General features: G+C 71.9%; 11 protein-coding genes. 5 read left to right on the top strand and 6 right to left on the bottom strand.

Going from position 1 to position 11,548, the window contains the following annotated elements; translation table 11 throughout:
* The first annotated feature begins 50 nt into the window (after positions 1-50).
* Together ACIRNI_RS13845 and pepN are read left to right on the top strand one after the other, a co-directional pair.
* Positions 51-1,067, top strand: a complete 1,017-nt coding sequence (locus ACIRNI_RS13845; protein ID WP_403551272.1) for an aspartate-semialdehyde dehydrogenase — start codon at positions 51-53, stop codon at positions 1,065-1,067.
* A 152-nt stretch (positions 1,068-1,219) separates the two neighbouring features.
* A complete protein-coding gene (gene pepN / locus ACIRNI_RS13840; RefSeq protein WP_403551270.1) occupies positions 1,220-3,799 on the top strand; it encodes an aminopeptidase N in 2,580 nt (859 codons plus the stop codon).
* 293 nt (positions 3,800-4,092) lie between these two features.
* On the opposite strand, the gene alc is transcribed toward pepN, so the two are convergent.
* On the bottom strand, positions 4,093-5,244 hold the full coding sequence (gene alc / locus ACIRNI_RS13835; protein ID WP_403551268.1) for an allantoicase: 1,152 nt from the start codon (positions 5,242-5,244) through the stop codon (positions 4,093-4,095).
* Positions 5,245-5,357: 113 nt separating this feature from the next.
* Positions 5,358-5,963 (bottom strand): NAD(P)H:quinone oxidoreductase, encoded by a 606-nt coding sequence (gene wrbA, locus ACIRNI_RS13830; protein WP_403551266.1) that lies wholly within the window; start codon positions 5,961-5,963, stop codon positions 5,358-5,360.
* 157 nt (positions 5,964-6,120) lie between these two features.
* On the opposite strand from wrbA, the gene ACIRNI_RS13825 reads away from it, so the two are divergent.
* Positions 6,121-6,777, top strand: a complete 657-nt coding sequence (locus tag ACIRNI_RS13825) for a TetR/AcrR family transcriptional regulator (protein WP_403551264.1) — start codon at positions 6,121-6,123, stop codon at positions 6,775-6,777.
* Positions 6,778-6,814: 37 nt separating this feature from the next.
* On the opposite strand, the gene ACIRNI_RS13820 is transcribed toward ACIRNI_RS13825, so the two are convergent.
* Positions 6,815-7,717, bottom strand: a complete 903-nt coding sequence (locus ACIRNI_RS13820; protein ID WP_355360901.1) for a LysR family transcriptional regulator — start codon at positions 7,715-7,717, stop codon at positions 6,815-6,817.
* Positions 7,718-7,908: 191 nt separating this feature from the next.
* On the opposite strand from ACIRNI_RS13820, the gene ACIRNI_RS13815 reads away from it, so the two are divergent.
* Positions 7,909-8,451 carry a peptidase inhibitor family I36 protein gene (locus ACIRNI_RS13815; RefSeq protein ID WP_403551262.1) on the top strand — a complete coding sequence of 181 codons (543 nt, stop codon included), beginning with the start codon at positions 7,909-7,911 and terminating at the stop codon, positions 8,449-8,451.
* A gap of 208 nt (positions 8,452-8,659) precedes the next feature.
* Here the strand turns inward: ACIRNI_RS13815 and ACIRNI_RS13810 are convergent, their stop codons facing one another.
* Together ACIRNI_RS13810 and ACIRNI_RS13805 are read right to left on the bottom strand one after the other, a co-directional pair.
* Positions 8,660-9,580 (bottom strand): DMT family transporter, encoded by a 921-nt coding sequence (locus ACIRNI_RS13810; RefSeq protein ID WP_403551617.1) that lies wholly within the window; start codon positions 9,578-9,580, stop codon positions 8,660-8,662.
* A 37-nt stretch (positions 9,581-9,617) separates the two neighbouring features.
* Positions 9,618-10,559, bottom strand: coding sequence for an EamA family transporter (locus tag ACIRNI_RS13805; protein WP_403551261.1), 942 nt, complete (start codon positions 10,557-10,559; stop codon positions 9,618-9,620).
* Between the two features lie 104 nt (positions 10,560-10,663).
* Between ACIRNI_RS13805 and ACIRNI_RS13800 the strand changes: the two genes are divergently transcribed.
* Positions 10,664-11,194 (top strand): MarR family winged helix-turn-helix transcriptional regulator, encoded by a 531-nt coding sequence (locus ACIRNI_RS13800; RefSeq protein ID WP_403551259.1) that lies wholly within the window; start codon positions 10,664-10,666, stop codon positions 11,192-11,194.
* 123 nt (positions 11,195-11,317) lie between these two features.
* Here the strand turns inward: ACIRNI_RS13800 and ACIRNI_RS13795 are convergent, their stop codons facing one another.
* Complete coding sequence (locus ACIRNI_RS13795) at positions 11,318-11,548, bottom strand: hypothetical protein (protein WP_403551257.1); 231 nt, start codon at positions 11,546-11,548, stop codon at positions 11,318-11,320.

The following is an 11,548-nucleotide window of genomic DNA, read 5'->3' as shown; positions in this document are numbered from 1 at the left end:
GTGAGGCACCCAGGCCGCCAGGGCCGACAAGCACGTACGGAGGAGTCCCCGTGAAGGTAGGAATCGTCGGAGCGACCGGTCAGGTCGGCACGGTCATGCGCAAGATCCTTGCCGAGCGGAAGTTCCCCATCGACGAGCTGCGGCTGTTCGCCTCCGCCCGTTCCGCGGGCACCGTGCTGGACGGCGTGACCGTCGAGGACGCCTCCACCGCCGACTACACCGGCCTGGACATCGTGCTCTTCTCCGCCGGTGGCGCCACCTCCAAGGCGCTCGCCGAGAAGGTCGCCTCGCAGGGTGCCGTGGTGATCGACAACTCCTCCGCCTGGCGCCGGGACCCCGAGGTGCCGCTGGTCGTGTCCGAGGTGAACCCGCACGCGATCAAGGACCGCCCCAAGGGCATCATCGCCAACCCCAACTGCACCACCATGGCCGCCATGCCGGTGCTGAAGCCGCTGCACCAGGAGGCGGGCCTGACCGCCCTGGTCGCCACCACCTACCAGGCCGTCTCCGGCTCGGGCCTGGCGGGCGTCGCCGAGCTGGACGGCCAGGTCAAGGCCGTCGCCGAGCGCGCCACCGAGCTCACCCACGACGGCGAGGCCGTCGACTACCCCGAGCCCGGCGTCTACAAGCGCCCCATCGCCTTCAACGTGCTGCCGCTGGCCGGCTCCATCGTCGACGACGGCTCCTTCGAGACGGACGAGGAGCAGAAGCTCCGCAACGAGTCCCGCAAGATCCTGGAGATCCCGGAGCTGAAGGTCTCCGGCACCTGCGTGCGCGTCCCCGTCTTCTCGGGCCACTCCCTCCAGATCAACGCCCGCTTCGAGCGTCCGATCAGCGTGGAGCGCGCCTACGAGCTGCTCAAGGACGCCGAGGGCGTCGAGCTCTCCGAGATCCCGACCCCGCTGCAGGCCGCCGGCAAGGACGCGTCGTACGTCGGCCGCATCCGCGTGGACGAGACCGTCGAGCACGGCCTCGCCCTCTTCCTCTCCAACGACAACCTGCGCAAGGGCGCGGCGCTGAACGCCGTGCAGATCGCCGAGCTCGTCGCCGCCGAGCTGAACGGCTGACCGAGCTGATCGGCTGACCTTCGCTGAAGCGCTGACCTCCGGGTTCGTACCGATGGGGCCGCCCCGCCGTAACGGTGGGGCGGCCCTTCGGCGTCCGTGGAAGGATGGCCCGAAACGTCGCACAAAACGTCACACCACGAGGAGATGACCGGGTGCCTGGCACGAACCTGACCCGTGAAGAGGCGCAGCAGCGGGCGAAGCTGCTCACCGTGGACTCGTACGAGATCGACCTGGATCTCAGCGGCGCGCAGGAGGGCGGCACCTACCGGTCCGTGACCACTGTGCGCTTCGACTCCGCCGAGGAGGGCGCGGAGACGTTCATCGACCTGGTGGCCCCCGCCGTCCACAAGGTCACCCTGAACGGCCACGCGCTGGACGTCGCGGCCGTCTTCCGGGACTCGCGGATCGCGCTGAAGCACCTGAAGCAGGGGCGCAACGAGCTGACGGTCGTCGCGGACTGCGCGTACACGAACACCGGCGAGGGCCTGCACAAGTTCGTCGACCCGGTCGACGACCAGGCGTACCTCTACACGCAGTTCGAGGTGCCGGACGCGCGGCGGGTGTTCGCCAGCTTCGAGCAGCCGGACCTGAAGGCGACCTTCCAGTTCACCGTGAAGGCGCCGTCCGGCTGGACCGTCATCTCGAACTCGCCGACGCCGGAACCCAAGGACGGTGTCTGGGTGTTCGAGCCGACGCCGCGGATCTCGACCTACATCACGGCCCTGATCGTCGGCCCGTACCACGCGGTGCACAGCACGTACGAGGGCCCGGACGGGCAGGTCGTGCCGCTGGGCATCTACTGCCGTCCGTCGCTCGCCGAGTTCCTCGACGCGGACGCGATCTTCGAGGTGACGCGGCAGGGCTTCGACTGGTTCCAGGAGAAGTTCGACTACGCGTACCCCTTCGCCAAGTACGACCAGCTGTTCGTGCCGGAGTTCAACGCGGGCGCGATGGAGAACGCGGGCGCGGTGACCATCCGCGACCAGTACGTCTTCCGGTCGAAGGTGACGGACGCGGCGTACGAGGTGCGCGCCGAGACCATCCTGCACGAGCTGGCCCACATGTGGTTCGGCGACCTCGTGACGATGGAGTGGTGGAACGACCTGTGGCTGAACGAGTCGTTCGCCACCTACACCTCGATCGCCTGCCAGGCGGCGGCGCCGGGCTCGCGCTGGCCGCACTCGTGGACGACGTTCGCGAACCAGATGAAGACCTGGGCGTACCGGCAGGACCAGCTGCCGTCCACGCACCCGATCATGGCCGAGATCCGCGACCTGGACGACGTCCTGGTCAACTTCGACGGCATCACCTACGCCAAGGGCGCCTCGGTGCTGAAGCAGCTGGTGGCGTACGTCGGCGAGGACGAGTTCTTCCGGGGCGTGCAGGCGTACTTCAAGCGCCACGCCTTCGGCAACACGCGCCTGTCCGACCTGCTGGGCGCGCTGGAGGAGACCTCCGGGCGCGATCTGAAGACGTGGTCGAAGGCGTGGCTGGAGACGGCCGGCATCAATGTGCTGCGCCCGGAGATCGAGGTCGACGGGGACGGTGTCATCACCTCCTTCGCGGTGCGGCAGGAGGCCCCGGCGCTGCCGGCGGGCGCGAAGGGCGAGCCGGTCCTGCGGCCGCACCGGATCGCGATCGGCCTGTACGAGCTCGACGGGTCGGGGAAGCTGGTCCGTACGGAGCGGGTCGAGCTGGACGTCACGGCGACCGAGCGGACGGAGGTGCCGCAGCTGGCGGGCGTGCGCCGCCCGGCCGTGGTGCTGCTCAACGACGACGACCTGTCGTACGCCAAGGTGCGCCTCGACGAGGAGTCGCTGGCCACGGTCAAGCAGCACTTGGGCGACTTCACGGAGTCCCTGCCGCGCGCGCTGTGCTGGGCGTCGGCGTGGGACATGACGCGTGACGGGGAGTTGGCCACGCGCGACTACCTGGAGCTGGTGCTGTCGGGCATCGCGAAGGAGTCGGACATCGGTGTGGTGCAGTCGCTGCACCGCCAGGTGAAGCTGGCGCTCGACCTGTACGCGGCGCCCGAGTGGCGCGAGACGGGTCTCGCCCGGTGGACGGAGGCGGCGCTGACGCACCTGCGCACCGCCGAGCCGGGCAGCGACCACCAGCTGGCGTGGGCGCGCGCCTTCGCCGCGACCGCCCGTACGCCGCAGCAGCTGGACCTGCTGGCGGCGCTGCTGGAGGGCGGCGAGACGATCGAGGGCCTGGTCGTGGACACCGAGCTGCGCTGGGCGTTCGTGGAGCGGCTGGCGGCGACGGGCGTGTACGACGAGCCGGAGATCGCCGCCGAGCACGAGCGCGACAAGACGGCGGCGGGCGAGCGGCACGCGGCCACCGCGCGGGCGGCGCGCCCGACGGCGGAGGCCAAGGCCGAGGCGTGGGCGTCGGTCGTCGAGTCCGACAAGCTGCCGAACGCCGTGCAGGAGGCCGTGATCGGCGGCTTCGTCCAGACCGACCAGCGCGAGCTGCTGGCCCCGTACACGGAGAAGTTCTTCACGGTGGTCAAGGACGTGTGGGCGTCCCGCTCCCACGAGATGGCCCAGCAGATCGCGGTCGGCCTCTACCCGGCGGTCCAGGTCTCCGAGGAGACCCTGGCGGCGACGGACGCCTGGCTCGCGAGCGCGGAGCCGAACGCGGCGCTGCGCCGCCTCGTCTCCGAGTCCCGGTCGGGCGTGGAGCGGGCACTGAAGGCCCAGGCGGCGGACAGGGCGGCGGGTGCGTGAGACCTCGCGAGTGAGGTGAAGGGGCGCGGCGGTGTCGAAAGGGATGGGGGTCCCCCCGCCGAAGGTAGGGGGAGCGCGGAGGGTCGTGAGGAACGATCGACCCGAGCACGATCGACCGTCGACCCCGTCTTAGGCGCCCCGGAGCCGAACCGAGCGCCAAAAAAAGGGGCGCCCTCCCCCGGGGGGCGCCCCTTCGTCGTCGTGTCGCCGTGGTGAAATCCGCCCGGCGGGCGGGGGTTCGTGCGCGCCGCTCCGCCGGGCGGAAGCCGTCAGCCGGTCAACCCTTCAACCCTTCAGCCGTTCAGCCGCGCGTACCGGGCGCGCAGCTCGGCCGCGCCCTGCTCCGTGAGGGAGCCGTGCAGGCGCATGCGGGCGATGCCGCCGTCGGGGAAGGCGTCGAGGCGTACGTGGGTGACGACGGCCTCGGCGGGCAGCTTGAAGCGGTGGAGCGTGTCCGGCTGGAGCCGGGTGCGCGGGATGATCTCGAACCAGTCGCCGTCCTCGCCGTCGCGGCCCTGGAGGGAGATCCAGCCGGCGGAGTTGCCCTTGAGGTACGCGGTGTCGATCTCGACGGCCCGTACGGCGCCCTGCGCGGCGAGGCGGAAGCGCACCCAGTCGTTGGTGCCGCGGACGCGGCGGCGGCGGTTCTCCCAGCCGTCGTCCATCTTGCGGGAGGTGCCCGGCAGGATGATCTGCGTCGGCGACGAGTAGAACTTGTCGGACGCGTCCTCGTACACACCTCCGTTGAGTACGGAGACGAGGTCGAGGGTGCCGAGCAGGTCCAGCCACTCCGGGTCGGGGACGACCTCGCCGTGGACGCGGAGGCGGGCGACGCCGCCGTCGGGGTGCTGGCAGAGGCGCACGTGGGTGAAGCGGCGCTCGGCGTCGATCGCGAAGCCGTTGGCGGCGTGGCCGCGCACGGGGGTGGGCGGGAGGATCTCCTCCCACTTCACGTCGTCGGAGAGGAGCTGCTCGGGGCTCGGGGTTCCCTCGACGGCGGTGGCCTGGAGCGAGACGCGCTGCGGGTAGTTGCCGCGGAAGTGGGCGGTGTCGACGATGACGCCGCGGATGACGCCGGGGGCGCCGAGGCGGACGATCGCCCAGTCGTGGTCCTCGGGGGCGGGGAAGGGGTGTTCGCCGTCGGCGCCGCGCCGACGGCGGGTCTCCCAGCCGTCCATGATCTTGCCCTTGTGCCCGAAGTGCTCCGGATCGAACACCGCGCGCTCGCGCACCAGCAGGTTCTCGCGCTCGGCGAAGAACTCGTCGTTGGCGGCGACGACTCCCGCGCCGAGGCGGCGGTCGGCCAGGTCGACGAGGTCGGTGAACGGGAAGTCACCGGCGCGGTAGTCGGCGTACGGGTCGCCACCGCCGTACGGCGCGGCGTCGTTGGCGTGCGGGTCCTGGTCCTGGTCCGGGGCGTCCTGGGTGCTCGGGTCGAAGGTCATGGACCTACTGTCGGACCTGCGGAACGGACAGGTCCATCGAAAGTTCCTTCAATGGATCTTCAGTTCAGCTGAAAGGTCGGCCGGCCGGACGGCGGCCGGCCGGACGCGGTCGGTCAGACGGCGGTGGCGGCGAGGCGGGCGGTGATCGTGGCGAGGCGCCGGCCCTGGTAGCGGGCGGCGGTCAGCACGTTGTCCCCGGGGGCGCCGGCGCCGGAGGCGTGGGAGGTGCCGTAGGGGTTGCCGCCGGCGGCGTAGATCGCCGGGTCGGTGAAGCCGGGCGAGACGATGAGCGAGCCCCAGTGGTGCATGGTGTTGTAGAGCGCGAGCAGCGTGGACTCGTTGCCGCCGTGTGGGTTGGCCGCGCTGACGAAGCCGGTGGCCGGCTTGTCGGCGAAGGTGCCGCGCTGCCACAGGCCGCCGGTGGAGTCGAGGAACTGCTTCAGCTGGGCGGCGATGTTGCCGTAGCGGGTCGGCGTGCCGAAGGCGTACGCGTCGGCCCAGGCGAGGTCGTCGAGGGTGGCGACCTCCACGTCACGGGTGGCCTCGACGTGCTCGCGCCAGGCGGGGTTGGAGTCGATGGCCGCCTCCGGGGCGAGCTCGGGGACGCGGCGCAGCCGGACCTCGGCACCGGCCTTCTCGGCGCCCTCGGCGACCGCCTCGGCGAGGCGGTGGACGTTGCCGGTGGAGGAGTAGTAGACGACGGCGATCTTCGGAGCCATGACGAACCCTTCGACACGAACGACACGAACGACACGAACAGGGAAAGCGGATGGCTATCCGCTTCCGGTTCACGAGTTAAGCGGATAGGAATCCACATGGCAAGAGCTTTGCGGAGCGAAACCGGATAGTTTTCCGGTACTCCGCTATGCTCGGGCCATGAGCACGCCGCCGTCGTCGCGCCCGCCCCGCCGCATCGACCTGCCGCTGGTGGCGGGGCCCGCCGCCGCGCGCCCGGAGCGTCCGGAGCGCGCGGACGCCGCGGACAACCGCCGCCGGATCCTGGAGGCCGCCGCCGCGATCGTGGCCGAGAAGGGCCCGGCCGCCCTGACCATGAACGCGGTCGCGCACGCGACCGGCATCGGCGTGGGCACGGTCTACCGCCGCTTCGGCGATGTCGCGCAGTTGCTGTTCGCCCTGCTCGACGAGCGCGAGAAGCGCTTCCAGCAGGCCTTCATGTCCGGCCCGCCGCCACTCGGCCCAGAGGCGCCGCCCCTCCAGCGCCTGCGCGCGTTCCTGCACGCGCTGGCCGACCGGGTCGCCGAGCAGCAGGAGATGATGCTGGCGGCGGAGGAGGCGGCGCCGCTGGCGCGCTACGGCAGCGGTGCGTACGGGACGATGCACACGCATACGGCGATGCTCGTGGCCCGGATCCGCCCCGACGCGGATGCGGCGTTGCTGGCGCACATGCTGCTGGCGCCGTTCATGCCGAGCCTGATGCACCGGGTGACGCACATCGAGGGCCGCACGCTCGACGGCGTCAAGGCGGCGACGGACGAACTCCTGCTGGGGCTGGCGAGACCGCCGGCGGCCTGACCCGGTGCGGGCTCCCCGAGTGCCGCGCCGCAGGGCCCTACCGCAGTGACGCGACCTCGCGCAGCGCCGCCAGCACGCGGGCGACCGCCGGGGCCGACTCCGCGCCGCGGCGGGCCGCCGCGATGACGTGGCGGCGGGGCTGATCGGCCTCCAGGACCCGCATCACCACGCCCGTCGCCCGCTCGGCCGCCGCCATGCGCGGCACCAGGGCGATGCCCATGCCCGCCTCCACCATCGCGAGGATGGCCGTCCAGCCCGCCGCCGAGTGGGCCTGCTCGGGGACGAACCCGGCCGCCTCGCACGCCGCCGTGGTGATCTCCGACCAGGGGCCGCTGCCCCCGAAGATCCAGCGCTCCCCGGACAGGTCGGCCAGCCGCAGCCCCGGGGCCCCCGCCAGCGGGTGCGCCGCCGGCAGGGCGACGTCCAGCGGGTCGGCGAGCAGCGGCACCCGCGTGAACTTCGGGTCCCGGGCCGTCGGCGCGTGCGCCGCCAGCGACAGCGCCAGGTCCACCGCCCCCGCCGACAGCAGCTCGTACGCCTCGGCCGCCTCCGCCTCCCGGACCCGTACCTCCAGGCCCGGGTGGGCGGTGCGCAGCCGCAGCACCGCGGGGACCACGAGACCGGGCACGGCGGTGGAGAAGGCCCCGACGCGCACCTCGCCCGCCTCGCCCTGGAGGTATCCGGCCAGCTCCGCGTCGGCCCGCTCCAGCTGCGCGAACACCACCTCCGCGTGGCGCAGGACGAGGTGGGCGGCGTCGGTGAGCCGCACCCGCCGCCCGTGCGCCTCCAGCAGCCGTACGCCCAGCTGCCTGGAGAGGTTGGACAGCTGCTGCGAGACGGCCGAGGGGGTCATCAGCAGCGCCTCCGCCGTCGCGGTCACGGTGCCACGGTCCCGCAGCGTGCGCAGGATCTGGAGCTTCTTGATGTCCCACTCGGTCATGCCCCGCAACCTATCCGCCGCCGCCCGGACCCCTCCTCCGGCCCCGACAGGCCGCGCGCCGGGCGCCTTTGGCGTCTACCGGACATCCCGGCGGTAACCGGTTGCCCGGCGCTCGCACAGGCTTGGACACTCAGAGTCATGCCCGCCGCACCAACGAAGGGCATTCGTCCCGAAAACAGGGGGAACACCGCATGACACTGCGCAAGCTGACCGCGGCGCTGTTCGCGGTCATGGCACTCGTCGCCGCGATGGCGTTCGGCCTGACCAACCCGGCCGCCGCCGCGTCCGTCCCGGTGCACCACGACTTCGCCGCGGAGGCGGAGGCGGCGGGCCTGGACGACGACGAGGCCGAGGACCTTCAGGAGCAGGTCGACACCCACCTCGCCCGCCACGGCGGGACGCAGGTCGCCCTCAACCGGATCGCGATCGCCGACAAGGGAGAGATCGTGCTGCCGCTGCCGGGCGCACGGCAGGGCCGCGCCAGCTGCCCGGCCCAGAACTTCTGCATGTTCACCGGCACGAACTTCACCGGCGCGCAGTTCAACCTCTACCGGTGCGCCACGTACGCCCTCGACAACTGGACCGGCAACGGCTCCTGGATCAACAACCAGACGGCGGGCACCCGGGCCCGCTTCCTGGACAGCAACCGGAACACCATCTACACCACGCCGGGCGCGTACTCCGCCTCCTCCAGCTACAACTGGAACCCGGTCTGGTACGTCGTCAACTGCTGACACCCCGCTGACACCCGACGACCGACACCCCCCTCGCCGGGGTGACGCACCTCCCCGCGTCACCCCGGCACCCTCCCCGCACCCCCGAGCACGTGAGGGCCTCGCCCGCCGACTGACCACCGGCGACCGAGGCCCTCACTTCGCCCGTCCGTCACGCCTTCCCGTGTCCGTCACACCTTCGCGTGTCCCTCACGCCTTGGCGTGTCCCTCACGCCTTGGCGCGGCCCGTCCCGAGGATCACGCCACCCAGGATCAGCGCCATGCAGACCCCCTGGAGCACGCCCAGCCGCTCGTCGATCAGCAGCCAGGACAGCAGGGCCACGCACACCGGCTGGAGGTAGTAGACGACCCCCGCCCGCGCCGCGCCGATCAGCGAGACCGCCTTGTTCCAGGCGAAGAAGGCGACCGCGGACGAGAACACCCCGACGTACACCAGCGGCCCGACCGTGCCCGCCTCCACCGCGAAGCCGCCCTGCACCGCGACGCTGATCCCGTACGCCGGCAGCAGCATCACCGCGCCCAGCACGAACGTGGTGAGGAGGAAGACGGTCCCGCCGAGCTCCGCCGGCCGCCGCCTGAGCAGGGCGCTGTACGAGGCGAAGGAGACGGCCGCCGCCACCATCCACAGGTCTCCGGCGGCGAAGTCCGGCACGAGGGACCCGTTGCCCACCAGGAGCACCACTCCGGCGCAGGCGATCAGCAGACCGGCCACCCGACGCGGTCCCAGCCGCGCGCCGCCCAGCCGCTCGTACACCGCCATCAGGACGGGTGAGGCGGCCATCACCATGCCCATGGTGGAGGCGGAGGTGGTGAGGCCGGCCTGGTTGACGAGGGTGTTGTAGACGGTGACGCCGAGCAGCGAGGCGAGGGCGACAAAGCCGAAGTGCCGCCGGATGACCCGGCGCTGACGCCAGGTCGCCCGGGCCGCGAAGGGCGCGACGGCGAGGATGGCGACGACCCAGCGCCAGAAGGCGGCCTGGACGGGCGGCACGGAGTCGTGCAGGGCGCGGGAGGTGACGAAGCTGCCGGACCAGACGACCGTGGCGACGGCCGCGAGAAGAAGGCCAAGGCCGGAGGCCTGCCCCACTCTCCTCGCGGTCGTCGTCTCGCCGATACGGACGCGGTCCAGGACTGCCACGGTGATCCCCCTCTGGTGTGCGGTGGGCCTACCGTCGCACCCCCGGACCGATCGCGTCCATCGAAAGTTCCTGACCCTTCCCTTCAGTAGAGCTGAACGTTCCCGGGGTGACGGGGCGCGGCCTCGCCCACTGCCCGGCGAGCGTCGCACCGAATGCGATCACCATGCCGATCAGCTGCACCGGCCCCAGCGCCTGCCCCAGCGCGACCCACCCGACGACGGCGGCGGTGAGCGGCGAGAGCGGCCCGAGGAGGGTGACGGCGGTGGCGGTCAGCCGCTCGATGCCGCGGAACCAGAGCCAGTACGCGACGGCGGTGTTGGCGAGGGCGAGGTACGCGTACCCGGCGAGGTCCCGCGCGTCCAGCACCGGCGGGGCGCCCTCCACCAGGAAGGCGACCGGCGCGATGAGCAGGCCGCCGGCGCTCAGCTGCCAGCCGGTCAGGGCCAGCGGCCCGACCCCCTCGGGTCGGCCCCACCGCTTGGTCAGCACCGTCCCCGCCGACATGGACACCGCCGAGGCCAACCCGGCCAGCACCCCGATGAGATCGAAAGCGGCCCCCGCCTTCAGCACGACGAGGCTCACCCCGAAGGCGGCGGCGACCGCGGCCAGCAGCGACCGCACGGTGGGCCGCTCCCCCAGCAGCAGCGCGGCGAGTCCGACGACGAACAGCGGGCCCACCGCGCCGACGACGGCGGCGACGCCGCCGGGCAGGCGGTACGCGGCGAGGAAGAGCAGCGGGAAGAACGCCCCGATGTTCAGCGCCCCGAGCACCGCCGACTTCCACCACCAGGCGCCGCGCGGGAGCGTGCGGGTGAGTGCGAGCAGCGCGAGCCCGGCGGGCAGCGCCCGCATGAGCCCCGTGAACAGGGGCCGGTCCGGCGGCAGGAACTCCGTGGTGACGGCGTAGGTGGAGCCCCAGGAGACGGGGGCGAGGGCGGTGAGGGCTATGACTGCGGCCTTGCGGGACATCGGGATCCCCCTTCAACTAGCTTGTCATTAAGTAGCTTAGAGCTAAGCAACTTACTTGCAAGCATCTTTTGCGTCGCTTACCGCCGGGGAAGGAAACTGCGGCCATGACTCCGAGGACTCCCACGTCTCCGCAACCCGATCGCGAGCAGGACCCCGTCGACGCGATCACCGCCCAGTGGGCGGTCGTACGGCCCGATCTCGACACCGTCCCGATGGCGGTCTTCGGGCGCGTCTACCGGCTGGCCCACTCCATAGGGGCACGCGTCGACAAGGCGTACGCGCCCTTCGGGGTCTCCCGCGGGGAGTTCGACGTCCTGGCGACGCTGCGCCGCTCGGGCGAGCCCTACACGCTCTCGCCGCGCGAGCTGTCGGCGACGCTGATGCTCACGACGGGCGGCATGACGGGCCGCCTCGACAAGCTGGAGCGGGCCGGGCTGCTGACCCGCAACCCCGACCCCAACGACCGGCGCGGCCTGCGGGTGACGCTCACCGAGCGGGGCCGCGAGCTGGTGGACGAGGCCGTGGCGGCCGGGCTCGCGGTCCAACGGGAGGCCCTGGAGGCGGCGCTGGACCCGGCGGAGGCCGAACAGCTGTCGGCCCTGCTGCGCAAGCTGCTCAGAGCGACGGGCGCGTGACCGTAGGAACGTGTGAGCGTCTGAGCGCGTGAGAACGCACGAAGGCGCCGCACGGCGGTCTCCCCCCGTGCGGCGCCTTCGGAAAGCCTCGAAAAGCCTCTGACTCAAAAAGCCTCTGAGGCGTCAGACCTGCTTCTTGGACTTGTCGAGCACCATCACCAGGCCCGCGATCACCAGGAACAGCAGGATCGGGGCACCCACGAACAGACCGAGCGTGTCGATCAGGCTCAGGCCGGAACCCGGGTCGTCGCCGTCGTCTCGGGTGAGCGCGAGCGCGGGGGACGACATGAGCAGCATCATCAGCGTCGTACCGGTCGCGACGGCGCCGGCGCGCAGGGCGTTCTTCTTGTCCAC

This window comes from Streptomyces sp. NPDC093546 (assembly GCF_044765045.1).
In the GTDB taxonomy this organism is placed as follows: domain Bacteria; phylum Actinomycetota; class Actinomycetes; order Streptomycetales; family Streptomycetaceae; genus Streptomyces.
Note: the sequence above shows the minus strand (reverse complement) of the source record. Positions and strands in the feature narration are given on the sequence as shown.

What these genes read in the sequence shown, in the direction of transcription:
- ACIRNI_RS13800 (WP_403551259.1), top strand. Translation starts at nt 10,664, where the DNA reads ATGACTCCGAGGACTCCCACGTCTCCGCAACCCGATCGCGAGCAGGAC.
- ACIRNI_RS13805 (WP_403551261.1), bottom strand. Translation starts at nt 10,559, where the DNA reads ATGTCCCGCAAGGCCGCAGTCATAGCCCTCACCGCCCTCGCCCCCGTC.
- wrbA (WP_403551266.1), bottom strand. Translation starts at nt 5,963, where the DNA reads ATGGCTCCGAAGATCGCCGTCGTCTACTACTCCTCCACCGGCAACGTC.
- ACIRNI_RS13820 (WP_355360901.1), bottom strand. Translation starts at nt 7,717, where the DNA reads ATGACCGAGTGGGACATCAAGAAGCTCCAGATCCTGCGCACGCTGCGG.
- alc (WP_403551268.1), bottom strand. Translation starts at nt 5,244, where the DNA reads ATGACCTTCGACCCGAGCACCCAGGACGCCCCGGACCAGGACCAGGAC.
- ACIRNI_RS13815 (WP_403551262.1), top strand. Translation starts at nt 7,909, where the DNA reads ATGACACTGCGCAAGCTGACCGCGGCGCTGTTCGCGGTCATGGCACTC.
- ACIRNI_RS13825 (WP_403551264.1), top strand. Translation starts at nt 6,121, where the DNA reads ATGAGCACGCCGCCGTCGTCGCGCCCGCCCCGCCGCATCGACCTGCCG.